Here is a 22,139-nt window from a genome sequence, read left to right on the forward strand (position 1 = left end):
GAGCGGCTCGCGAATGTGGTGGACATGCGAACCGACTCTTCTCCCGGCACCCTGCCGGCGCGGGAGCACCTCCCGGCCGGAAACGCCGGTACGCCTGTCCTGGACGTAGTGATCCCCGTCTACAACGAGGAGAAGGACCTCCAGCCGTGCGTGCGCAGACTGCACGAGCACCTGGCGCGCACGTTCCCGTACGCGTTCCGCATCACGATCGCGGACAACGCGTCGACGGACACCACTCCGCAGGTGGCCGCGCGGCTGGCGGCCGAGCTTGCCGAGGTGACGTCCTTCCGGCTGGAGCAGAAGGGACGGGGGCGGGCCCTGCGGACCGTGTGGTCCGCCTCCGACGCGCCGGTCCTCGCCTACATGGACGTGGACCTGTCGACGGACCTCAACGCCCTGCTCCCGCTCGTCGCCCCGTTGATCTCCGGCCACTCGGACCTCGCGATCGGCTCCCGGCTCGCCCGCTCGTCGCGGGTGGTGCGCGGCACCAAGCGGGAGTTCATCAGCCGCGCGTACAACCTGATCCTGCGCGGCTCGCTCCAGGCCCGGTTCTCGGACGCGCAGTGCGGGTTCAAGGCGATACGCCGGGACGTCGCCCAGGTGCTGCTGCCGCTGGTCGAGGACACCGGGTGGTTCTTCGACACCGAGATGCTGGTGCTCGCGGAGCGGGCCGGGCTCAGGATCCACGAGGTGCCGGTGGACTGGGTCGACGACCCGGACTCGACGGTCCACATCGTGAAGACGGCCACCGAGGACCTCAAGGGTGTCTGGCGGGTGGGCAAGGCGCTGGCCACCGGGTCCCTCGCGCTCGACCGGCTCGCACGGCCGTTCGGGGACGATCCCCGGGACCGTGAGATCCAGGACGTGCCGCGCGGCCTCGCCCGCCAACTCCTCGGCTTCTGTGTGGTGGGCGGCCTCTCCACCCTGTTCTACCTGCTCCTCTACAGCGGCTTCCGGGTCTTCTCCGGGGCGCAGATCGCCAACGCGCTCGCCCTGCTGGTCTCGGCGGTCGCCAACACCGCCGCCAACCGGCGTCTGACCTTCGGCGTCCGGGGCCGCGCCGGTGTCGTCAAGCACCAGGCGCAGGGGCTGGTGGTGTTCGGCATCGGACTGGCCCTCACCAGCGGCTCGCTCGCCGCCCTGAACGCGGCGACCTCCGACCCCGCCCACTCCACGGAACTGGCGGTCCTCGTCGCGGCCAACCTCGCGGCGACGGTGCTGCGGTTCCTGCTCTTCCGGGCCTGGGTCTTCCCGGACGGGCGCGACGGCTCACCCGCGGAGGGCTCGACCGTCGTCGCCGCGCACCACCCGGCCCCGCACGACGCCTCCGCGTACCACACCTCTTCGTACCAACCGGCCCCGCACCACGCCTCCTCGCCGCTCCGCGCGACCGCGGCGACGGTACGTCCGGGACAACCGGGGCCGTACGGCCACCAGGACCGTTTCCAGCCGACGTACACCACGACCCCGTTCCGCGTTGGAGAAGCCGCGGACCGCACCTGGGGGGAGCCGACCACGCAGATGCGGCCGGTGCGCCCGCACGATCAGGATTCGAGGAACGCACGATGACGACGCAGTTCGAGACGACGAGCCGGCCGGGAGGCCCCGGCCCCGACCGGGGCCCGTCGCCCACCTCGACCGCCGAACAGGAACCGGTGGTTCCGGGGGCGCCCGCCGAGCCCCCGGCCCCCGACTCGGGCGAGCCCGGGCAGCCCTTCGCCAAGCGCCTGTGGAGAGGCCGGCCCGAGGACCACCGCTGGATCCGCCCCGGCTTCCTCCTCACCCTCCTGCTCATCGGCGGCCTCTACACCTGGAACCTCACGGCCTCCGGATACGCCAACTCCTTCTACTCGGCGGCCGTACAGGCGGGCAGCCAGTCCTGGAAGGCCTTCTTCTTCGGCTCGCTGGACTCCGCCAACGCCATCACCGTCGACAAGCCCCCGGCCTCCCTGTGGCCGATGGCGCTGTCGGTGCGGCTCTTCGGCCTCAACTCCTTCGCGATCCTGTTCCCGCAGGTCCTGATGGCCGTCGCCACCGCCGGGGTGCTGTGGGCGGCCGTACGCCGTCGCTTCGACGCCACGGCCGGCTTCGTCACCATGGCGGTGTTCGCGCTCACGCCCGTCGCCGCGCTGATGTTCCGCTTCAACAACCCGGACGCGGCGCTCGCGCTGCTGATGGCCGCCGCGGTCCACTGCACGCTGCGCGCGACGGAGAAGGCCCAGACGAAGTGGCTGGTCTGGGCGGGCGTCGCCATCGGTCTCGCCTTCCTGGTCAAGACGCTCCAGGCCTTCCTGATCCTGCCGGTGCTCGCGATCGTGTACGTCGTCCTCGCACCGGCCTCGGTGAAGAAGCGGGTCAGCCAGGTGCTGCTCGCCGGGCTGGCGATGGTCGTCTCCGGCGGCTGGTGGGTCGCGATCGTCGAGCTGTGGCCCGCGTCCTCCCGTCCGTACATCGGCGGCTCGCAGAACAACTCCTTCCTGGAGCTGACCTTCGGCTACAACGGTCTCGGCCGCCTGAACGGCGAGGAGACCGGCAGCGTCGGCGGGGGCGGGGGCGGGGGCGGCGGCGGCGGTGGCGGTGGCGGCGGTTGGGGCGAGACCGGCTGGGACCGGATGTTCAGCTCCTCCATCGGCGGTCAGATCTCCTGGCTGATCCCGGCCGCGCTGATCCTGCTGGCGGCCGCGATCTGGGCCACGCGGAAGCTCAAGCGCACGGACACCATCCGCGCGGCCTTCCTCCTCTGGGGCGGCTCGCTGCTGATCACCATGGTGGTCTTCAGCTTCATGCAGGGCATCTTCCACGAGTACTACACCGTGGCCCTCGCCCCCTACCTCGCGCCGCTGATCGGCATGGGCGCGGCGCTGCTCTGGGACCAGCGGGACAGGTTCTGGGCGTCGATCACGCTGGCCGCCGCCATGACGGCCACGGCCGTGTGGGGTTACGTCCTCCTCAACCGCTCCTCCGACTACCTGCCCTGGCTGAAGTGGGTCGTGCTCGTCGGCGGTCTGGTCGCCGCGCTCGGCCTGGTCTTCGTGGCCAGGCTGGGCCGGCGACTGGCTCTGGCGGTGGTCGGCCTGAGCTTCGTCACGGCGGTGGCAGGCCCGACGGCGTACACCCTCACCACCCTCAACGAGGGGCACACCGGTTCGATCGTGACGGCCGGTCCGTCGACCCGTGGCGGAATGGGTGGTGGCCCCGGTGGCGGCATGGGTGGCGGTCCCGCCGGCGGCGGTGGCGGCATGCCGGGCCGGAACAACCAGCAGGGCAACGGTCAGATGGGTCAGCCCCCGACCGGCGGCTTCGGCGGCGGCCAGAACAACCCGCAGGGCCAGCAGAACCAGCAGCAGAACCAGCAGCAGGGCCAGGGCAGCGGTCAGACCCAGAACGGTGACGGCGGGCGCATGGGTGGCGGCGCCGGTGGCGGCATGGGTGGCCTGATCAACGGCACCTCCGTCAGCGACGAGGCCAAGGAACTGCTGGCGAAGAACGCGAGTGACTACTCCTGGGCGGCCGCGGCCATCGGTGCCCAGAACGCGGCGAGCTACCAGCTCTCCACCGGCGAACCGGTCATGGCGATCGGTGGCTTCAACGGCACCGACCCGTCCCCGACCCTCGCCGAGTTCAAGAAGTACGTGGAGGACGGCAAGATCCACTACTTCATCTCCGGCGGCTCCCGCGGCGGTGGCGGGATGGGCGGCAACAGCGACGGCACCTCCTCGCAGATCAGCTCCTGGGTCCAGGAGAACTTCGCGTCGGTGACGGTCGACGGCACGACGTTCTACGACCTGACGCAGGCGAAGTAGGCCGAGGCCGCCGAGAGGGACGGGGCGGTGGCCCGGGGTGCGGACGACCCCGGGCCACCGCCCCTTTCCACGTTCCGCGTTGTACGCCGTATAGGAGGTGTTCTACGGTGTACGGCATGTCGACCCCCGCCCTCTCCACAGCGCCGTCCACCCAGGGGCATCCGCAGCGCTGGCTGATCCTCGGTGTCATCTGTCTCGCGCAGCTCACCGTGCTGCTGGACAACACCGTGCTGAACGTGGCGATCCCGTCCCTCACCGAGGAGTTGGGGGCCGCCACCTCGGACATCCAGTGGATGATCAACGCGTACTCGCTCGTGCAGTCGGGTCTGCTGCTCACCGCCGGCAGCGCGGCCGACCGCTACGGCCGGAAGAAGATGCTGATCGCGGGCCTGGTGCTCTTCGGCATCGGATCGCTCGCGGCCGGACTCGCCCAGTCCACCGGGCAGTTGATCGCCGCGCGGGCCGGGATGGGTGTCGGCGGCGCCCTGTTGCTCACCACGACCCTCGCCGTCGCCATGCAGATCTTCACGTCCGAGGAGCAGCCGAAGGCGATCGGCATCTGGGCGGCGGTCAACGCGCTCGGCTTCGCGGCCGGCCCCCTCCTCGGGGGTTTCATGCTCGGTCACTTCTGGTGGGGCGCCATCTTCCTGATCAACCTGCCGGTCGCCGCGCTGGGTGTGGTGGCCGTGATCGCGCTGGTCCCCGAGTCGAAGAACCCGCAGGGCGACCGGCCGGACCTGCTGGGCGCGCTGCTGTCGACCATCGGGATGACCGCCCTCGTCTACGCGATCATCTCGGGTCCCGAACACGGCTGGACGTCGGGCCGGGTGCTCGCCACGGCCGCCGTCGCCGCGGTCGTCCTCACGGCCTTCGCCTACTGGGAGAGCCGTATCCCTCACCCCATGCTGGACCTGCACTTCTTCCGCGACCGCCGGTTCACGGGTGCCGTCGCCGGGGCCGTCCTCATCACCTTCGGCATGGGGGGCGCGCTCTTCCTCCTCACTCAGCATCTGCAGTTCGTGCTCGGTTACGACGCGTTGGAGGCGGGGCTGCGGATCGCGCCGCTCGCCCTGGTCGTCGTCGTCCTCAACTTCTCCGGGCTGTCGGCGCAGTGGACGGCGAAGCTCGGGACGCCGGTGTCCATCGCGCTGGGGATGGTGCTGATGTCGGGCGGGCTGGTCTCCATCGCCACGATGGCCACCGGCGGCTACGCCGGGACGCTGCTCGGTCTGGTGCTGATCGGGGTGGGCTGCGCGATCGCCAACCCCGCGATGGCACACGCGATCATGAGCGCGATTCCGCCGGCCAAGGCGGGGGCGGGAGCCGGGATCAACGGCACGCTGGCCGAGTTCGGCACGGGGTTGGGGGTGGCCGTGCTGGGGGCTGTGCTCAACTCCCGGTTCACGGCGCTGATTCCGGTGGCGGCGGCATCGCTGCCGGCGGCGTTGGCGGGGGCGGACACGGCTGCCGAGCGGGCCGAGGTGGTGTCCGCGTTCTCCTCCGGGCTGGAGACGAGTCTGCTGGTGGGAGCCGTGGCTGTGCTGCTCGGGGGGATGGTGGCGGCGGGGTTGCTGCGCAGGGCGGAGCAGGGGGAGCGGGAGTTGGTGGGCGCCGCATAGCTTGGGGGCTTCACCCGCCTAGCATCGTCACCGGCGGAGAAACATGTGTCTCGGAAGGTGCGTCATGGTGAAGGGAGCCGGTCGGTCCGAAGGAGCCGCGCGGGCCAGTGTCTGGCTGGACGAGAAAGCGCGGGCCGGCCGAGGTGGGCAGCCCACGGGGCTGGACCGGGAGCGGATCACGGTGACGACCGTGCGGCTGCTGGACGCCGAGGGGCTGGCCAAGTTCTCGATGCGGCGGTTGGCGGCCGAGCTCAACGTGACGGCGATGTCGGTCTACTGGTACGTGGACACCAAGGACGACCTGCTGGAACTGGCCCTCGACCAGGCCTTCGACGAGATGCGGCTGCCCCCGGCCGACTCCGACGAGGACTGGCGGGACCAACTGCGCGGCTTGGCCGGGGAGTACCGGGCGGTCCTGGTCCGCCACCCCTGGGTGTCACCCCTCGCGGGCACCTTCCTCAACATCGGCCCGCACGCGCTGGACTTCTCGCTCGCCGTGCAGCGCGTGATCCGCCGCACCGGGCTGCCCGCGCGCGGCCAGGCCGGTGCCATCGCCGCGGTCTCCCAGTTCGTGTACGGCTTCGGCACCATCGAGGGCCACTTCGCGCAGCGCTGTGCCGCGGCCGGGATGACCCAGGAGGAGTACTTCCGCAACGCCATGAGCGCGGTGTCCGACTCCCTGGAACCCCATGAGGTCATCCGGCACTCCGCCGACCTGATGGAGGCCCGCGGCGGCGAGACCGTCGAGGAGATGCGCGAACGTGACTTCGCCTACGCCCTGGACACCCTCGTCGCCGGCATCGAGGTGATGGCGACGAGGGGCTGAACCCCAGCCCCCGGCGCCCGACCCCTCAGCCCCCGGTCCCTCAGCCCTCCTGCGCCAGCCGCGCCGGGAAGCCGCCGGTCGCCACCGGCCCCCACTTCACCGGGGTGATCCGGATGATCGACTTGCCCTGCTTGATCATCGCCTCGCGGTACTCGTCCCAGTCCGGGTGCTCGCCCGAGATGTTGCGGAAGTACTCCACCAGGGGCTCGACCGAGTCCGGAGAGTCGAGGACCTCGGCCGTGCCGTCGATCTGGACCCAGGGGCCGTCCCAGTCGTCGCTCAGCACGACGACGCTCACGCGCTCGTCCCGCTTGGCGTTGCGGGTCTTGGCCCGCTCGGGGTACGTGGAGACCACGATCCGGCCCGAGTCGTCGACACCGCAGGTCAGCGGGGAGGCCTGGGGGCCGCCGTCGGATCGCCGGGTGAGCAGGAGCGCCCGGTGCCGGGGGCGTACGAAGTCGAGCAGCTCTTCGAGGGATACCGACGTGTTGGTCGCGATGTTCCGTGCCATGGCGCTCAGCGTAGGGCCTCGCCCGGTCCACGAGCCTGACCCTGCCAGGCGTACCCACACGCCCACGTCGGCGCGTGCCCACGCTCACGTCTGCGGCAGCGCCTCCCCCCGCACCGCCTGCACGTCCAGCTCCACCTTCAGCGTCGTACCGATCGCCGCGATCCCCGCCTGCACCACCTGGTTGTAGTTCATGGCGAAGTCCTCGCGGCGGAGTTCTGCGGTGGCCCGGAAGGCGGCGCGGGTGCCGCCCCACGGATCCGCGCCGGTGCCCAGATACGCCAGGTCCAGGTCCACCGGTCGTACGACCCCGTGCATGCCCAGCTCGCCGTGGACGGTCCAGCGGTCCGGGCCGACGGGCGTGAGGCCGGTCGAGACGTAGGTGATCTCGGGGTGCCGTTCGACATCGAGGAAGTCCGCGGAGCGCAGGTGCTGGTCCCGGACCGTGTTCCCCGTGTCGATCGAGGCGGCCCGGATCACCGCCGCCACCCGGGACTTGGTCCCCTCGTCGGGGGTCGGGGCGATCTCGATGGAGGCCGTGAAGTCGGTGAAGCGGCCGTGGACGCTGGAGATGCCGAGGTGCTGGGCCACGGCGGCGACGGTGGAGTGGGCGGGGTCGACGGTCCACGGCCCCGGCGGGGGCAGTTCCGTGCCGCCGAGCCTGGCCAGCGTGACCGTGCCGATCTCCGCCCGTCCTCCCCCACTCTCGGCTTCGCTCGAGCGGGAGGTACCCCCATCCGTCACCAGGGCGGTGGAGGCCATCGGCGTGTAGCCGACCGCCGTGACGATCACCGTGTACGCGCCCGGCGCGAGTGGCGTGGGGTCGTGCACGTCCCCTTCGGCGTCCGCCTCGGCCCGCAGCACCTGCGTACCGGTCATGTCGGTCACCGTGACGACCGCGTGCGACACGGCCCAGCCGTCCCGGGTACGGATCCTCGCGGTCAGCCCGGTCCGTCCTGTCGGTGCCATCTCCGTCAACTCCTCAGCGTGCGACCGGCCGGTGGAGCGGGGGGAGGCTCCACCGGCCGGTGGTTCAACTGTCGTCTCGGTGCGAACTACTCGCCGGGGTGGGCGAGTTCGATGTCGTGGCCGTCGACGCCGGGGCCGCTGACCGTCAGGGCCGTGGCCACGGGCGGGTAGCCGGTCGCGATGACCGTGTACTCGCCGCCGTCCAGGTCGGCGAAGGCGTACGCCCCGTCCACGCCGGTGGTGGCCGTGCCGACCACGTTGCCCGCCGCGTCGACGAGGGTCACGCGGGCGTCGGCCAGCACCCCGCCCGGCGCCCGTACGACTCCCTGGAGCCGGGCCCCGGCCTCCAGGTCGATCTCGATCCGGGTGACCCCGGTGCCGCCGACCTCGACGGGCAGGGCGCGGGGGCGGAACCCGGCGGCGTTCACCGCGACGGTCACCCCGCCCGGCACCAGCTCGCCGAAGCCGAACTCACCCTGCTCACCGGTGACTCCACTGGCCAGCACATCGCCGCGCACATCGGTCACCACGACCATGGCGTCCTTCACGCCCTGCCCGGCACCGGCGACCCGCACCACACCGCTCAGCCCGCTCGTCCCGCTGAGCAGGATGTCGTAGGCCACCGGCTCGTCGTTCACGACGACCGTGGAGGCCTGCGGCTGGAAGCCGTCGGCGGCCGCGATCAGGACGTACGACCCGGCGGCGGGCGCGTCCACCGCGTAGGCCCCGTCGGCCCCCGCGACCGAACGGCCGAGCTGCCGCCCGCCGAGCGAGATCAGGGTGACGGCGGCCCGCGGCACGGGCACGCCCTCGGCCCCGCGGACCTGCCCCCGGACGGGAATGCCCGTGCCGCCACGGCCACCGGCACCGCCGCCGACGCCCGACACCGGGGCGGCGGCCGAGGCCGCGCCCGAGGCCGTGACCGCTGCCTCGGGCGCGGCGGTCGCGGCGGAGTCGGCGGAGTCGGCGGACACCATGGCCGGCGTCTCCGCCGGGCTGACCGGGCTGACCGGGATCGCCTCGGTCTCCTGGTTCGCCTGGCTCGCCTGGGCCAGCGCCCCGGTGGTCCGCAGCGGGACCTCCTTGATGAAGATGGAGAAGACGAGCGCGAGGACGGCGAAGGGGGCGGCGTAGAGGAAGACGTCTCCGATGCCGTGGCCGTAGGAGCTCTCCATGACCGTGCGGATCGGCGCGGGCAACGCGTCCAGGTCGGGGATCTCGCCGTGGCCCGTCGTGGAGCCCGAGACCCCGAGCTTGGCGAGGCCCTCCTCGGCGTAGTGCGTGATCCGGTGGCTCAGCACCGCGCCCAGCGCCGAGACGCCGATCGCGCCGCCGAGGGAGCGGAAGAAGGTGACGACCGAGCTGGCGGCGCCGAGGTCACCCGGCGCGACCTGGTTCTGGGTGCACAGCACCAGGTTCTGCATCATCATGCCGACGCCGAGCCCGAGCAGCGCCATGAAGATCGCCACGTGCCAGTACTCGGTGTCGTAGCGCAGGGTGCCCAGCAGGCCGAGGCCCGAGGTCACCAGCACACCGCCGGCGAGCAGCCAGGCCTTCCAGCGGCCGGTGCGGGTGATGACCTGCCCGGAGACGGTCGAGGAGACGAACAGACCGGCGATCATCGGGATCGTCATGACGCCGGACATGGTCGGCGACTTGTCGCGGGCCAGCTGGAAGTACTGGCTGAAGAAGATCGTGCCCGCGAACATCGCGACACCGACGAAGAGCGAGGCCAGCGACGCCAGCGCGATCGTCCGGTTGCGGAACAGCCGCAGCGGCATGATCGGCTCGCTCGCCTTCGACTCGACCAGCAGGAACACCGCGAGCAGCGCGACCGTGCCGCCGACCATCGTGTACGTCTGCCACGACACCCAGTCGTACTTGTCACCGGCGAAGGTCACCCAGACCAGCAGCAGGCAGACCGCGGCGGTGATGAGGAAGGCGCCGGCCCAGTCGACCTTGACCTTGCGCTTGACCACCGGCAGGTGCAGTGTCCGCTGGAGCACGACGAGGGCGATGACGGCGAAGGGCACGCCGACGTAGAAGCACCAGCGCCAGCCCAGCCAGCTGGTGTCGGTGATGACACCACCGACCAGCGGACCGCCGACCATGGCGGTCGCGAAGGTGGCGCCGAGGTAGCCGTTGTACCGGCCGCGCTCACGCGGGGAGATCATTGCCGCGAGGATGATCTGGGCCAGCGAGGAGAGCCCGCCCATGCCGATGCCCTGGACCGCGCGGAACCCGATCAGCATCCCGGCGTTCTGGGAGAGTCCGGCGGCGGCCGATCCGAGCACGAAGATCACGAGAGCGAGCTGGATCAGCAGCTTCTTGGAGAACAGGTCGGCGAGCTTGCCCCAGAGCGGGGTGGACGCGGTCATCGCCAGCAGCGACGCGGTCACCACCCAGGTGTACGCGCTCTGTCCGCCGCCCAGGTCCTTGATGATGTCCGGCAGCGCGTTCGACACGATCGTCGACGACAGGATCGCCACGAACATGCCGAGCAGCAGCCCGGTCAGCGCTTCCATGATCTGCCGGTGTGTCATCGGGGCGTGGTCGCCACCGCTGTGGGGGGCACCCTTGGCGGGTCCTCCTCCGTGCTTGGCGTGAGCCCGCACACCGGCTGGTGTGGTCGTTGCCATGGGGCTTCCTTTTCCTACGGGTCTTTGCGGGTGTACGGGTTGTGGGGCTGGCCGCTACACGGACGTGCGGGTCGGTGGGGCGGGCGTCCGGGGCGGCGCGGGAGCGTCGAAGCTCTGCCGCAGCCGGCCCAGGAGCCGGGCCAGTTGTCCGACCTCGTCGTCGGACCAGTCGCTCAGCCGGGCGGCCATCAGCCGACTGGTGCGCCGGTACAGCTCGGTGACCACGGCCCGTCCCTCGGGGGTCAGGCGCAGGATGCGTGAGCGTTTGTCCGCCGGGTCGGGGAGGCGTTCGATCCAGCCCCGCTCGGCGACGTGCGCGACGTGTCGGCTGGTCACCGACATGTCGACGGAGAGCAGCTCGGCGAGCCTGCTCATCCGCATCTCGCCGTGCCGGCCGAGCAGCGTCAACACTCCGGCCGATCCGCCGGGGCACTCGTGGGGGAGCATCCGTGCGATCTCCCGTTTGACGGCCCCGATGGCGCTGAGCTGACGGGCCAGCTCCTCGTAGTGCGCTTGCCCGGCCATGGAGTCCCTCCCGCGTTTGTTGCTTAGGGCAACCATAGGTCTGGATGGTTGCTACAGGCAAATGAAAACGGGGTGGGGGCGGCCCAAGTCTTGGCAAAGGAGAACGTTCGGAGCGTCTCGGGCGGACCACCCCGCTTGGGTCCGTCCTCCCGGATTCGCTAAGGTCTCGGGCCATGGCTGACAACCAGGGCCCCCAGGGCAACTACGACCCCGCGGGCAGCACGCAGATGTTCCGCGCCTTCGTCGACGAGACGCCGGCGGGGGGCCGACAGGCCGCCGCGACCGGGTCGTCCGGCCCGCGGGTCGGTGTGATCGTCGGTGTGATCGCGGCGGTGGCGGTCGTGGCCGCGGTGGTATGGCTCGCGCTGGCGTGAGCCCGCGGGGCGGCTTCTGAGCGCCTACCCGACTGCCGGGTGCTGTGGGTTCGGCGGGTGCGGCTCCGGTGGGGGTTGCTCGCGCTGTCCTGGCGCCCCTGAAGGACCCGGCTCCCAGCGGGGTTGAAGGCGCGGGCGCAGCCCCGGTTTCTGAGAGGCGCGGGAACTGCGCGAGCACCCACGACGCACCCGCACCTGCACCCGCCCACGCACCAGCAGCAAGTACCCCGTCCAGCGCGCGCACGCGCACACGACCACCGCCGGGCTGCCCCAGAGCTGGGCAACCCGGCGGTCACGTGTCAACGCGAGGCCGATGGCCCCTCAGTCGGAGATCAGGCCCTCCCGCAGCTGGGCCAGGGTTCGGGTGAGGAGGCGGGAGACGTGCATCTGGGAGATGCCGACCTCTTCGCCGATCTGGGACTGCGTCATGTTCGCGAAGAAGCGGAGCATGATGATCCGGCGCTCGCGCGGCGGCAGCTTCGCCAGCAGCGGCTTCAGGGACTCCCGGTACTCCACGCCCTCCAACGCCGTGTCCTCGTAGCCGAGGCGGTCCGCGAGGGAGCCCTCGCCGCCGTCGTCCTCGGGGGCCGGGGAGTCGAGCGAGGACGCCGTGTAGGCGTTGCCGACGGCGAGGCCGTCGACCACGTCCTCCTCCGACACGCCCAGGACCGCGGCGAGTTCGGTGACCGTCGGAGAGCGGTCGAGCTTCTGGGAGAGCTCGTCGCTGGCCTTGGTGAGGGCCAGCCGCAGCTCCTGGAGGCGGCGCGGGACGCGGACCGACCATGAGGTGTCGCGGAAGAACCGCTTGATCTCGCCCACGACCGTCGGCATCGCGAACGTCGGGAACTCGACGCCCCGTTCGCAGTCGAAGCGGTCGATCGCCTTGATCAGGCCGATCGTTCCGACCTGGACGATGTCCTCCATCGGCTCGTTGCGCGACCGGAAACGGGCGGCCGCGTAACGCACCAGTGGGAGGTTGAGCTCGATCAGTGTGTCCCGGACGTAGGCGCGCTCGGGGCTGTTCTCGTCCAACGCGGCGAGCCGCAGGAACAGGGAGCGGGACAGGGTGCGGGTGTCGATGTTCGCCGAGGCCGACAAGGCCGGGAACTCAGACGCCGGCGGAGCCTGGGGACCGGGAAGGTCCTCAAGCGTCTGAAGGTCCTGAGGGGCCTGGATAGCGTCGGGCGCGGTCTCGCTCTTGGCGAGTGTGAGCACCTTCGAGCTGCCCTGGTCTGCGGACATGCCACCCCCTTTGGGTCGCGGACGGTCGCGGCGGACGCTCCGTCGTAAGGAACGCAGCCTCCACCTGAATACCGGCGGCGAGGCCACGGCAAACGCGCTGGGGGAAGAATGTCACACGTCGGCAACGCGATGTAGTGACATGTCGACATGGAGAGGGTGAATAGGCCCTGGAAACAGACGTTCTGACAGGGTTTCAGCGCAGATCATCCTGAACGGACCTCGATGAGCGATTCGCTCTCACCGGTGATATCTCGACAGCGCATTCGGTCACGCCCATGGCCTGCACACGCGTACCGATGGCCAATTCTGTGCGCCCCGCCTGCCATCGTGCGCCCCGTGTGCCCCATGGTCCATCCACGCCTGCGCCAGGGGTTCTGGTTACCGACGGTCACCCGTCCTGCCCGGGGTCGGCGACCCGAAAGACGCGTGGGAACCGCGCGAGCGGAGCCCCTACGAAGCCACTCCGAAGCCACTCCGAGGCGGGTACCGCGAACCCGCGGATCCCCGGCGCCCCGAGCGGAGCTCCTACGCCTCGATCCGGTTGGCCGACCGCAACCGCGCGAAGCTCCGGGCCAGCAGCCGCGACACATGCATCTGGGAGACCCCCAGCTCCGCGCTGATCTGCGACTGCGTGAGGTTGCTGTAGTAGCGGAGCAGCAGGATCCGCTGCTCGCGTTCGGGGAGTTGGACGAGGAGATGCCGTACGAGGTCGCGGTGTTCGACGCCGTCGAGTTCGGGGTCCTCGTAGCCGAGCCGGTCGAGCAGACCCGGTAGCCCGTCGCCCTCCTGGGCGGCCTCCAGCGAGGTCGCGTGGTACGAGCGGCCCGCCTCGATGCAGGACAGGACCTCCTCCTCGGTGATGCGCAGCCGCTCCGCGATCTCCGCGGTGGAGGGCGTGCGGCCGAAGGCGGTGGTGAGGTCCTCGGTCGCGCTGTTCACCTGGACCCACAACTCGTGCAGTCGGCGCGGGACGTGGACCGTGCGGACGTTGTCGCGGAAGTACCGCTTGATCTCCCCGACGACGGTCGGCATGGCGAAGGTCGGGAACTGGACGCCACGGTCCGGATCGAACCGGTCGATGGCGTTGATCAGTCCGATGGTGCCGACCTGGACCACGTCCTCCATGGGCTCGTTGCGGGAGCGGAAGCGGGCGGCCGCGTAGCGCACGAGCGGAAGGTTCGCCTCGATGAGCGCCCCGCGCACGCGGTTGTGCTCCGGAGTGCCCGGCGCCAGATGCTTCAGCTCGCCGAACAGGAGCTGGGTGAGGGCCCGGGTGTCGGCGCCGCGACGTTTCTCCGGGACGGGGGCCGTGACCTGGGCCGGTGCGGCATCGGGAGCGGGGACGTCTTCCTGGGGAGGCGCAGTACTGGCCGACACGGTCAACGCCACCTCTTCATCCATCAACTCAACCGTCAAAAGCGGTCATAGCATCACAAGACATGTGCACTGTGATCAAGCACCACATATAGCCGTGTTGAGAAAAAACGCCCCGGGCTGCGAGAGCGCGGGGCGGAGAAGACGCGTGGAGTGAACGCGGGGAAGGCGACGAGAAAAGTGAGGGGAGGGCGATGCGGAGGGGCGGAGGGGCGGAGGGAGCGGGAGGGGGCGGGAGGGGGCGGAGGTGGGATGGGCGCGCGGCTCAGAACTCGTAGTCGGCGATGATCCACGTCGCGAACTGGCCCCACAGCGCCACACCCGCCTGGTGGTCCGGGTGCTCGACGTACGTACGCAGCGCGTCCACGTCGTCGAACGCCGAGTTGATCGCGAAGTCGTAGGCGATGGGGCGGTCGCTGAGGTTCCAGCCCAGCTCCCAGGAGCGGATCTCCTCGATCGTGCCGTCGAGCGCGCGGAAGGCCTCCACGCCCTTCACGACCCGCGGGTCGTCACGCTCGACGCCCTCGTTGAGCTTGAAGAGGACCAGGTGGCGGATCATGGGCGCTCCGGAATGGTCGTACGAGGTGCTGGGAGAGGGGCCAGAGGCCAGGGCCCAGGGCCCTACTCGGCCCCGTCGGCGATCCAGGTGAAGAAGTCGCCGATGGACTGGGCGGCGTTCGAGACGCCCTCGAAGCCTATCTGGACGTAGTCGGCGGCCTTGGCCGGGTCCGTGATGATCACGTAGAGCACGAAGACCACGAGCACGTACAGCGCGATCTTCTTCCCCTGCACCGCCACCGCGGCCTCCCCCGCCTCTTGTGCCCTGTGGGCCGCATGGGTCCCCTTTGTCGGCGGCGAGTGTAACCCGATCATGCGTTCGTAGGAGAGGCGGCGGAGCCGGGGAACGCAGGAAGGGCCCCGTCTGACGACGGGGCCCTTCTTCAGCGGTAGCGGAGGGATTTGAACCCTCGGTGACTTGCGCCACACTCGCTTTCGAGGCGAGCTCCTTCGGCCGCTCGGACACGCTACCGAGGGAGACCTTACAGCAAGGTGCGGCGTGGTTTGAAATCGGTATCGGGCGGGGCCGGAGGCCGGTGCCGACAGGTGTCAGCGGGTGCGGAAGAAGTCCGTGAGGAGACGGGCGCAGTCATCGGCCAGGACGCCCTCGACGACCTCGGGGCGGTGGTTGAGGCGACGGTCGCGTACGACGTCCCAGAGGGAGCCGGCGGCTCCGGCCTTCTCGTCGCGCGCGCCGTAGACGACGCGGTCGACCCTCGACTGCACGAGGGCGCCCGCGCACATCGTGCAGGGTTCGAGGGTGACGACCAGGGTGCAGCCCGTCAGTCGCCACTCGCCGAGTGCAGCGGCGGCGCGGCGGACGGCGAGCACCTCCGCGTGGGCGGTGGGGTCGCCGGTCGCCTCGCGTTCGTTGTGACCGGTGGCCAGTACGGTCGTGCCGTCCGGGGACAGGACGACCGCGCCGACGGGGACGTCCCCGCCCTCGGCGGCCCGCCCGGCCTCGACCAGGGCGAGCCGCATCGCGGCCCGCCACGGGTCGCGTACGGGGTCGGTTCCGTCCGATGCCTCTGCGTCCGTCGCGCCGGTTGCCTCGGTCACCGGGGGAAGGCCCCAGGCGGTCGTGGCGGCGGAGCGGACGGATTCGGCGGAGTCAGGGAAGTCAGCGGAGTCAGCGGACCGTCTCCAGGACTTCCGACGCTCCGAGGGCGTCGGCGATCGAGCCGAGGGCGTCGTCGGCGTCGAGAGCGCGCAGCTCCTTCTCGCTCACCCCCAGGTCGTCGAGGATCTCGGTGTCACCGACCGGGCTGTGCGGCACGGCCTCGGCGCTCGTGTCGTCGTCATCGTCGTCCGATTCCCCGTCCTCCGTGCCGTCCAGGTCCAGGGCGTCCAGGTCGGCCTCGTCGTCGCCGGGCTCTCTCCCGAGCAGCTCGTCGGTGAGCAGGATCTCGCCGTAGCTGCTGCGGGCAGCGGCTGCGGCGTCCGAGACGTAGATACGAGGGTCTTCCTCGCCATCGATGCGGACGACGCCGAACCACGCGTCCTCCTGCTCGATGAGCACCAGCACCGTGTCGTCGTCGGGCGAGGCTTCACGGGCCAGGTCGGCCAGATCCGACAGGGTTTCCACATCGTCGAGCTCTGTGTCGCTCGCTTCCCACCCGTCTTCGGTGCGCGCGAGCAGTGCGGCGAAGTACACCGTGACTCTCCCACTGGTCATAGGTGTGCCGGTTGGGGGTCCCCCCGGCGGAGGTTGCGGATGGGGAGGCTTGCGGTCCGAGCCCCACCCACTCGGAATCGTGGCAGAAACAGAGCGCACAGGGGACGTCTTCGGCTCCCTGTGTCCGGCTCTTTTGATCGCCGGTGGGTCCGCCGTTCACCTGCGCACCTGTTGCCGCCACCAGCGGATCGTACGCGGAGTTCCTTGCCGCATATGCACGACCACCCCGTGAACGCCCCACACATACCCCACGAACCCGGCACATGGGTCCCCGTGGGTGCGTCCGAGGCGGTCCGGAGACGCCCGGTGAGGCGGGGCGAGGAGGCGTACGAGGGGTCCACCGGTGGAGGTGGGTCGGTTCCTCGGGGCCTCGGGTTTCACCAGCGGAACGTACGCATGCGCATGGCGTGGCGAAGGCGTGCGGCCTTGGCGCGACGGGGCTGGACGCGGTCACGCAACTCGCGCGCCTCCGTCAGCTCCCGCAGGAACTGCGCCCGCCGTCGCCGTCGCGCCGCGTCGGTCTCCCGTCCGGCCTCCCGACCGGTCTCCGGTCCGTTGTCCCGTCCGGTCTCCCGTCCGGTCTCGCGGGTCCCCTCGGCCGTCCCCGCCACGTCGTCAACCTCCTGAGGAACCCTCTGCGGCGCACGGCCCGCCGCCCGCTCGGCCCTGCGGGGTGCTCCAGCCGGTCCGCTCCTGGTCCTCGCGGCTCCGCCCGCCGTTCGTACTGGCTTGTCGATCATGTGCCCCCGCTCGGCCGTCGGCTGTTGATCGGCGGCGGTTCCGAGTGGGCGAACGTCAGGCCTCGGCTCGTTCAGGCGCCGCTCCGTTCATCCCACTTTCCCTCCGATGGCGGGTTTGATGCCATCGGGAGGGACGGACCATGCGGGGGCGCTCACGGGTGTCACCCCCGTTACTGTTGTGGACATGCGTCTCCACGTCGTCGACCACCCCTTGGTCGCTCACAAGCTCACCGCGCTGCGCGACCGGCGCACCGACTCCCCGACCTTCCGTCGTCTCGCCGACGAACTGGTCACCCTGCTCGCCTACGAGGCCACGCGGGACGTGCGCACCGAACTCGTCGACATCACGACGCCGGTCTCCGCGACGACCGGCGTCAAGCTCTCCCACCCGCGCCCGCTCGTCGTGCCGATCCTCCGGGCGGGCCTCGGCATGCTCGACGGCATGGTCCGGCTGCTGCCGACCGCCGAGGTGGGCTTCCTGGGCATGATCCGCAACGAGGAGACGCTCGAGGCCTCCACGTACGCCACCCGCATGCCGGAGGACCTCTCCGGGCGCCAGGTGTACGTCCTGGACCCCATGCTCGCGACCGGCGGCACCCTGGTCGCCGCGATCCGTGAGCTGATCGCCCGCGGCGCCGACGACGTGACCGCCGTGGTGCTCCTCGCCGCCCCCGAGGGCGTCGAGGTCATGGAGCGCGAGCTGGCCGGCACCCCCGTGACGGTCGTGACCGCCGCGGTCGACGAGCGGCTCAACGAGCACGGCTACATCGTGCCGGGCCTGGGGGACGCGGGCGACCGGCTGTACGGCGCCGCCGAGTAGCCGGCGGAACCCGTACGGGAGTCCACGGGAGCGCGCGGCGCCCACGTTTCATCCTCAGCGGGTTCCGTCGCGGCTCAGCAGGTCTTCGTCGTGGAGGGCGTCGGCTTGGGACTGGTCAGGTCGGCCAGTGCCTTGTCGGCGTCCTTCCGCTTGCTGAGGGCCTTGAAGCCGGTACCGATGATCAGGTCCACCTCGGTCGCCTTCGTGCGACCGTCGGTCTTCTGCCGCGCCCCGGTGAGCTGCGTGTTGAGAACCTGCAGCGCCGCGCCCTCGGCGGCCTTCGCGCCGAGCAGTATCGCGGCGTCCTTGACCTTCTTGTCGTACTCCTTGGTCGCGTTGCCCACGTTCCCGATGCGGAAGCCGCGCTTCTTCAGCTCGTCGGCGGTGTCCTTGGCGAGGCCCGCGCGGGGCGTGGCGTTGAGGACGTTGACGGTGATCTTGCCGGGGGCGGGGAAGCCCTTCGCCGACGCACCGGCCTTGCCGGACTTCCCGGCCGATCCACTCGCCTTCGGGGACGGGCTCACCCGGCTCGCGCAGTCCGCCTTGGGGCCGGCTGCGGCGGCCTGGTCCTCGTCGCCGGTGAAGACGTCGATGAGCTGCAGGGTTCCCCAGCCGACGAGGCCGAGTGCGGTCGCGGACGCGACGACCGCGAGGACGAGCCTGCGACGCCTCTTGGGCCGGCGCAGCCTCGGGTACTTGTCCCCCGTGATCCGGTACTGGCCGCCCATGCCAGGAGGAGTCAGCATGCTCATGGGCGCAGCGTAGTGCCGTTGGACGACGATGCCTACTAGATGATCATTCACCGCGCTGCAGTCCAACCCGAAAGGGCCAACGGGCCATCGGTCGGGCGCGGGTGGGAGCCGCCCGCGGTGAAGGGCTAGTCCAGTTCGAGGACGCGGGCGTGGAGCACCTGGCGCTGCTGGAGGGCCGCGCGGACCGCGCGGTGGAGGCCGTCCTCCAGGTACAGATCGCCCTGCCACTTCACCACGTGCGCGAAGAGGTCGCCGTAGAAGGTGGAGTCCTCGGCGAGGAGGGTCTCCAGGTCCAGCTGCCCCTTGGTCGTCACGAGCTGATCGAGGCGGACCGGGCGCGGCGCGACGTCCGCCCACTGCCGGGTGCTTTCCCGGCCGTGGTCGGGGTACGGCCGGCCGTTTCCGATGCGCTTGAAGATCACACGGAAAGCCTACCGGTCGAGACGTTCCGGGCGCAGCCATGGCGACGGAGTGCGACCCCGGAAAAGGTGCCTCAAAGTGGGGCGAAAAGGTGATTCTGTGGGGGTCCGGTGGGGGTCGTGGGCGCTCGGTGGGGTGCTTTTGGGGGCGCGAAGAGTTCGCCACGAGGTGTCGTCGGGGGTTCTCCGGGCCGTCGTCCGGACTTCGGCCGGGCTTCTGGTGCACTTCCGGCGCACTTGTGTGCGGCTCCCGCTGGGCTTCGTCGGTCGGGGTGCCGTGGGGCCGTGGGGTGGAGGGTGAAACGCCCTCGAACCGGTGGGGTCCAGGGCGCTTCACCATAGGTGGGTGAGGGGGGTTGGTGCGGGTGGATCAGGTGTGGTTCGGGTCTTGCCGCGGCTGCTCGTCCGTGTCCGAGGCGTGGGGGCGATCGGACGTTCGTTCGGATTCGGAATTGTGGGCGCTGCGTAGGGCCTCTGCCTGGAGGAGCGCGCGTAGGACCGTATAGGGGTCTGCGGGCATGGGGGTCTCCTGTCCTGTGCTGGGGGTGGTCGGTTGGGTGAGCGAGCAGGGGCTCTCTCAGCAGCGCAGGACCACGGAGCGCAGGGCGTGCAGGGCGTGCGGGGGCCGGGGCCAGGGTGGGGTGGGGGCGAAGGGGCGACCGTGCGGGGCCGTCGGTGTGGGGAGGGGGGACACGGCCGGGGTGGAGCGCGGTGGGGCGACCGGGCGGTGGGTGTGGCGGGCCTGGGGGCGGGGGGCGTTCTCGAGGAGGTCGTACTCGGTCGTGGGGAGTTCGCTCGAGAGCGTGGGTGGGAGGGAGGCGGCGGCGTGCGTGGCGGCGTGCGCGGTGGGGACGAGGAGCGCGATGGTCAGTGCGAGCGCCCGCAGCCAGGTTCTGCGCCGGGCGTACCGCCTCGCTCGGGCACGGGGGGTGTCCGTGGGGCGGGAGCGGGCGACGGGGTGCACGGGGGATGTTTTCCCGAGGCGGAGGTCCGCGCACCGGCTGAGGCGGGGGATCCGCTCGCTCGGCGTACGAGGGGGCAGGGCTCTGGGCAGGGCTCTCGGGTCGGAACCCGAGGATCAGGCCTGACGGACGACGTCGTTGTCGGGGGTATCCGGATAGGCGCGGCGCAGCGCCTTCGGCGAGTCGGCCCTGGCCTGGCGGCGCGCCGCCGAGCCCGCCCCCGCCCCCGCGCGCCGAGGCTTCGGGGATGGGCCCGCAGGCAGAGGCGTCCCGGACGGACGGGTAGGTCGGGGCGTTACCCCGGGACGGGGCTGCGGGTGGTCGGACAGGTCGGGGAGCCACCGGGGGCGGGCTTCGGGCGGACCGGTGCTGGGGGGCGAGGCCCTTGGGCGGGGCTTCGGACGGACCGGCAGGGGGCCCGAGGGTCCTCGGAACGGCCCCCGGTCAAGGCCATCAGGACGGACCTCAAGGCCCCGGAGGCGGAGCCCAGACAGCTTTCCCGGTACGGGCCCCGTGGAGTTCCGTCGGTTCGACGGTCTGCGGGGTGGCTGGAGGGAGCCGGCCCTCCTGGACCGGCCCCGGCCAGGCTCCCTCTCCCGTCGCAGGCCCCCCACCGCCTCCCCCTGACCCCCTGGGCCGTGCTCCGGGCCGCCGGGCCGCCCAGTGGTCCGGCGTTACTTGCCGGAAGCCTTCGCCGCTTTGGCTGCTGCCTTCATCTCCTGTTTGTGGGCGCGGACCTTGGCCAGGGAGTCGGGTCCCTTGATGTCGGCGACGGAGCGGAAGGAGTCGGGGTCGCCGTAGGAGCCGGCGGCTTCGCGCCAGCCGGTGGGGTGGACGCCGAGTTGCTTGCCGAGGAGGGCCAGGAAGATCTGGGCCTTCTGATGGCCGAAGCCGGGGAGGGATTCGAGGCGGGAGAGGAGTTCCTTGCCGGTCTTCACGTCCTGCCAGACCGCGCTCGCGTCGCCGTCGTAGTGCTCGACGAGGTACTGGCACAGCTGCTGGATCCGCTTCGCCATGGAGCCCGGATAACGGTGGACGGCCGGTTTGGTGGAGAGCAGCGCGACGAAGGACTCCGGGTCGGTCGCCGCGATCTCGTGGGCGTCCAGGTCGGTCGCGCCGAGGCGTTGGGCGATGGTCCAGGGGCCCTTGAACGCCCACTCCATCGGTACTTGCTGGTCCAGCAGCATGCCGACCAGCGCGGCGAGCGGACTGCGGCCGAGGAGGTCGTCCGCCTCCGGGTCCTGGGCGAGGTGAAGAGTGACGTTCATGCCCCGATGATCACCCGTCGACCGCCGAGCCGCAGCCCGGCCCCCGGCCCCCGGCTCTCGGCACGGGCGGTGCCCGTGCCGGTGCGGGTGGCGTGGTCGGGCGTCGTCACGGGCGCCAGTAGCCCAGAGCGTGCATGCGCTGCTTCGGCAGGCCCAGCTCCTTGCGGAAGTACGCCGCCAGGGACCGGGTCGTCGCCGTGTCGCAGGCGATCCAGACGTAGGGGTCGGGGGTGTCGGCGAGGAGTGCGGGGGCGTCGGCCTTCACCTGGGCGATCAGGTGGGCGCCGGCGCCCTGGCGCGGGATCGGGCGGAAGTCGTGGTGGGAGGGATCGAGACGGAGGGGGAGGCCACCCGCGCCGGGGACGGGGGCGGACGCCCCGACCGGTGCGGCCGTTGACCCCGACGCCCCTGGCGGCTCAGGGGCCCCCACCGGCTCTGAGGCCCCCATCGACTCCGGGGCCCCCATCGACTCCGGGGCCCGCACCGACTCAGGTGCCCCCACCGACTCCGGGGCCCGCACCTCGGTCGCCGTCCCCGCTTCCGTGGGTGTCTCGAACCAGAGCGTCGTCGGGATCGAGGGGAGCGCGGTGAGGAGGGAGTTGATCGCGGGGAGGGAGGCCGGGTCGCCGATGGCGAGGATGTGGGAGGGGGCCGGGTCGGGGTCGGTGAAGGCGGTGCCCTGGACCGTGGCCTCGATGGTGTCGCCCGGCTTCGCGGCGCGCGCCCAGTCGCTGGCGTGACCGTCGTGGAGGGCGAACTCCAGGCTGAAGGTGCCGGCGGTCGGATCGGGGTCGACCAGCGTGTACGCCCGCTGGTGCGGCTTGCCGGCGGCGTCGAACCAGAGGCGGACCCACATCGTCGGGTGGACGCCGGTCACCGCGAGCATGCCGCCGTCGGTGAGGTGGATCCGGCGATAGTGCTCGGTGACTTGTTCCGCACCGGTCACCGTGAGGACGAAGTCCTTCCCGCGGAGCAGTTTGAGGACCGCCCCCTCCCAACCGTGCCCCTGCCCCATGGCTTCTGCACCCTTCACGTACGCTTTGATCACAGATTGCTTAGGTGAGGC

General features: G+C 71.1%; 22 protein-coding genes and 1 tRNA gene. 6 read left to right on the plus strand and 17 right to left on the minus strand.

Annotated elements, in window-relative coordinates:
• Positions 1-24: 24 nt before the first annotated feature.
• The 4 genes from RM704_RS24095 (at position 25) to RM704_RS24110 (ending at position 6,248) form a co-directional block, all read left to right on the plus strand.
• Positions 25-1,569 carry a bifunctional glycosyltransferase family 2/GtrA family protein gene (locus tag RM704_RS24095; RefSeq protein ID WP_033526719.1) on the plus strand — a complete coding sequence of 515 codons (1,545 nt, stop codon included), beginning with the start codon at positions 25-27 and terminating at the stop codon, positions 1,567-1,569.
• Positions 1,566-3,803, plus strand: a complete 2,238-nt coding sequence (locus RM704_RS24100; protein ID WP_033526718.1) for an ArnT family glycosyltransferase — start codon at positions 1,566-1,568, stop codon at positions 3,801-3,803. The genes RM704_RS24095 and RM704_RS24100 overlap by 4 nt, the downstream gene beginning before the upstream one ends.
• Before the next feature lie 107 nt (positions 3,804-3,910).
• The gene (locus RM704_RS24105) at positions 3,911-5,422 is read left to right on the plus strand and encodes an MFS transporter (protein ID WP_078937067.1); all 1,512 of its coding nucleotides are present in this window, start codon (positions 3,911-3,913) and stop codon (positions 5,420-5,422) included.
• A gap of 64 nt (positions 5,423-5,486) precedes the next feature.
• On the plus strand, positions 5,487-6,248 hold the full coding sequence (locus RM704_RS24110) for a TetR/AcrR family transcriptional regulator (RefSeq protein WP_033526717.1): 762 nt from the start codon (positions 5,487-5,489) through the stop codon (positions 6,246-6,248).
• 40 nt (positions 6,249-6,288) lie between these two features.
• Here RM704_RS24110 and RM704_RS24115 read toward each other — a convergent pair whose 3' ends face one another.
• The 4 genes from RM704_RS24115 to RM704_RS24130 all read right to left on the minus strand — a co-directional run bounded on the left by RM704_RS24115 (position 6,289) and on the right by RM704_RS24130 (position 10,889).
• Positions 6,289-6,759, minus strand: coding sequence for a PPOX class F420-dependent oxidoreductase (locus RM704_RS24115; protein WP_033526716.1), 471 nt, complete (start codon positions 6,757-6,759; stop codon positions 6,289-6,291).
• 84 nt (positions 6,760-6,843) lie between these two features.
• Positions 6,844-7,725: a YceI family protein gene (locus RM704_RS24120; protein WP_033526715.1), complete on the minus strand. Its 882-nt coding sequence runs from the start codon at positions 7,723-7,725 to the stop codon at positions 6,844-6,846.
• A gap of 86 nt (positions 7,726-7,811) precedes the next feature.
• A complete protein-coding gene (locus tag RM704_RS24125) occupies positions 7,812-10,268 on the minus strand; it encodes an MFS transporter (protein ID WP_033526738.1) in 2,457 nt (818 codons plus the stop codon).
• A 150-nt stretch (positions 10,269-10,418) separates the two neighbouring features.
• Positions 10,419-10,889: a MarR family winged helix-turn-helix transcriptional regulator gene (locus RM704_RS24130; RefSeq protein ID WP_033526714.1), complete on the minus strand. Its 471-nt coding sequence runs from the start codon at positions 10,887-10,889 to the stop codon at positions 10,419-10,421.
• 173 nt (positions 10,890-11,062) lie between these two features.
• Here RM704_RS24130 and RM704_RS24135 point away from each other — a divergent pair, with 173 nt between their 5' ends.
• Positions 11,063-11,263 carry a hypothetical protein gene (locus tag RM704_RS24135; RefSeq protein ID WP_033526713.1) on the plus strand — a complete coding sequence of 67 codons (201 nt, stop codon included), beginning with the start codon at positions 11,063-11,065 and terminating at the stop codon, positions 11,261-11,263.
• A 321-nt stretch (positions 11,264-11,584) separates the two neighbouring features.
• Here RM704_RS24135 and RM704_RS24140 read toward each other — a convergent pair whose 3' ends face one another.
• The 8 genes from RM704_RS24140 to RM704_RS24175 all read right to left on the minus strand — a co-directional run bounded on the left by RM704_RS24140 (position 11,585) and on the right by RM704_RS24175 (position 16,723).
• Positions 11,585-12,505, minus strand: a complete 921-nt coding sequence (locus tag RM704_RS24140; RefSeq protein ID WP_033526712.1) for an RNA polymerase sigma factor SigF — start codon at positions 12,503-12,505, stop codon at positions 11,585-11,587.
• Between the two features lie 525 nt (positions 12,506-13,030).
• Positions 13,031-13,906: an RNA polymerase sigma factor SigF gene (locus tag RM704_RS24145; RefSeq protein ID WP_033526711.1), complete on the minus strand. Its 876-nt coding sequence runs from the start codon at positions 13,904-13,906 to the stop codon at positions 13,031-13,033.
• Positions 13,907-14,144: 238 nt separating this feature from the next.
• Complete coding sequence (locus RM704_RS24150; RefSeq protein WP_033526710.1) at positions 14,145-14,438, minus strand: Dabb family protein; 294 nt, start codon at positions 14,436-14,438, stop codon at positions 14,145-14,147.
• A gap of 62 nt (positions 14,439-14,500) precedes the next feature.
• Positions 14,501-14,677, minus strand: coding sequence for a hypothetical protein (locus tag RM704_RS24155; protein ID WP_033526709.1), 177 nt, complete (start codon positions 14,675-14,677; stop codon positions 14,501-14,503).
• A 147-nt stretch (positions 14,678-14,824) separates the two neighbouring features.
• Positions 14,825-14,909 (minus strand) — tRNA-Ser (locus RM704_RS24160).
• Between the two features lie 77 nt (positions 14,910-14,986).
• On the minus strand, positions 14,987-15,418 hold the full coding sequence (gene tadA / locus RM704_RS24165) for a tRNA adenosine(34) deaminase TadA (protein ID WP_033526708.1): 432 nt from the start codon (positions 15,416-15,418) through the stop codon (positions 14,987-14,989).
• Positions 15,419-15,566: 148 nt separating this feature from the next.
• On the minus strand, positions 15,567-16,091 hold the full coding sequence (locus RM704_RS24170; protein WP_033526707.1) for a tRNA adenosine deaminase-associated protein: 525 nt from the start codon (positions 16,089-16,091) through the stop codon (positions 15,567-15,569).
• Positions 16,092-16,489: 398 nt separating this feature from the next.
• The gene (locus RM704_RS24175) at positions 16,490-16,723 is read right to left on the minus strand and encodes a hypothetical protein (RefSeq protein WP_052145970.1); all 234 of its coding nucleotides are present in this window, start codon (positions 16,721-16,723) and stop codon (positions 16,490-16,492) included.
• A 313-nt stretch (positions 16,724-17,036) separates the two neighbouring features.
• On the opposite strand from RM704_RS24175, the gene upp reads away from it, so the two are divergent.
• Complete coding sequence (upp, locus tag RM704_RS24180; RefSeq protein WP_033526706.1) at positions 17,037-17,672, plus strand: uracil phosphoribosyltransferase; 636 nt, start codon at positions 17,037-17,039, stop codon at positions 17,670-17,672.
• 74 nt (positions 17,673-17,746) lie between these two features.
• Here upp and RM704_RS24185 read toward each other — a convergent pair whose 3' ends face one another.
• The 5 genes from RM704_RS24185 to RM704_RS24205 form a co-directional block, all read right to left on the minus strand.
• Positions 17,747-18,400: a LytR C-terminal domain-containing protein gene (locus tag RM704_RS24185; protein ID WP_033526705.1), complete on the minus strand. Its 654-nt coding sequence runs from the start codon at positions 18,398-18,400 to the stop codon at positions 17,747-17,749.
• A 149-nt stretch (positions 18,401-18,549) separates the two neighbouring features.
• On the minus strand, positions 18,550-18,846 hold the full coding sequence (locus RM704_RS24190; RefSeq protein ID WP_003999914.1) for a type II toxin-antitoxin system VapB family antitoxin: 297 nt from the start codon (positions 18,844-18,846) through the stop codon (positions 18,550-18,552).
• Between the two features lie 574 nt (positions 18,847-19,420).
• On the minus strand, positions 19,421-19,807 hold the full coding sequence (locus tag RM704_RS24195; protein WP_157856674.1) for a hypothetical protein: 387 nt from the start codon (positions 19,805-19,807) through the stop codon (positions 19,421-19,423).
• A 672-nt stretch (positions 19,808-20,479) separates the two neighbouring features.
• Positions 20,480-21,073, minus strand: coding sequence for an HhH-GPD-type base excision DNA repair protein (locus RM704_RS24200; RefSeq protein WP_033526702.1), 594 nt, complete (start codon positions 21,071-21,073; stop codon positions 20,480-20,482).
• Between the two features lie 106 nt (positions 21,074-21,179).
• Positions 21,180-22,088: a siderophore-interacting protein gene (locus tag RM704_RS24205; RefSeq protein WP_033526701.1), complete on the minus strand. Its 909-nt coding sequence runs from the start codon at positions 22,086-22,088 to the stop codon at positions 21,180-21,182.
• Between the last annotated feature and the right edge of the window lie 51 nt (positions 22,089-22,139).

The sequence above is a fragment of the Streptomyces gottesmaniae genome, from assembly GCF_031845845.1.
Taxonomy (GTDB): Bacteria; Actinomycetota; Actinomycetes; order Streptomycetales; family Streptomycetaceae; genus Streptomyces; species Streptomyces akebiae.

Coding starts and splice junctions, on each gene's coding strand:
- RM704_RS24095 (WP_033526719.1), top strand. CDS start 25: ATGCGAACCGACTCTTCTCCCGGCACCCTGCCGGCGCGGGAGCACCTC.
- RM704_RS24100 (WP_033526718.1), top strand. CDS start 1,566: ATGACGACGCAGTTCGAGACGACGAGCCGGCCGGGAGGCCCCGGCCCC.
- RM704_RS24110 (WP_033526717.1), top strand. CDS start 5,487: ATGGTGAAGGGAGCCGGTCGGTCCGAAGGAGCCGCGCGGGCCAGTGTC.
- RM704_RS24115 (WP_033526716.1), bottom strand. CDS start 6,759: ATGGCACGGAACATCGCGACCAACACGTCGGTATCCCTCGAAGAGCTG.
- RM704_RS24120 (WP_033526715.1), bottom strand. CDS start 7,725: ATGGCACCGACAGGACGGACCGGGCTGACCGCGAGGATCCGTACCCGG.
- RM704_RS24125 (WP_033526738.1), bottom strand. CDS start 10,268: ATGACACACCGGCAGATCATGGAAGCGCTGACCGGGCTGCTGCTCGGC.
- RM704_RS24130 (WP_033526714.1), bottom strand. CDS start 10,889: ATGGCCGGGCAAGCGCACTACGAGGAGCTGGCCCGTCAGCTCAGCGCC.
- RM704_RS24135 (WP_033526713.1), top strand. CDS start 11,063: ATGGCTGACAACCAGGGCCCCCAGGGCAACTACGACCCCGCGGGCAGC.
- RM704_RS24140 (WP_033526712.1), bottom strand. CDS start 12,505: ATGTCCGCAGACCAGGGCAGCTCGAAGGTGCTCACACTCGCCAAGAGC.
- RM704_RS24145 (WP_033526711.1), bottom strand. CDS start 13,906: ATGGATGAAGAGGTGGCGTTGACCGTGTCGGCCAGTACTGCGCCTCCC.
- RM704_RS24150 (WP_033526710.1), bottom strand. CDS start 14,438: ATGATCCGCCACCTGGTCCTCTTCAAGCTCAACGAGGGCGTCGAGCGT.
- tadA (WP_033526708.1), bottom strand. CDS start 15,418: ATGCGGCTCGCCCTGGTCGAGGCCGGGCGGGCCGCCGAGGGCGGGGAC.
- upp (WP_033526706.1), top strand. CDS start 17,037: ATGCGTCTCCACGTCGTCGACCACCCCTTGGTCGCTCACAAGCTCACC.
- RM704_RS24185 (WP_033526705.1), bottom strand. CDS start 18,400: ATGGGCGGCCAGTACCGGATCACGGGGGACAAGTACCCGAGGCTGCGC.
- RM704_RS24200 (WP_033526702.1), bottom strand. CDS start 21,073: ATGAACGTCACTCTTCACCTCGCCCAGGACCCGGAGGCGGACGACCTC.
- RM704_RS24205 (WP_033526701.1), bottom strand. CDS start 22,088: ATGGGGCAGGGGCACGGTTGGGAGGGGGCGGTCCTCAAACTGCTCCGC.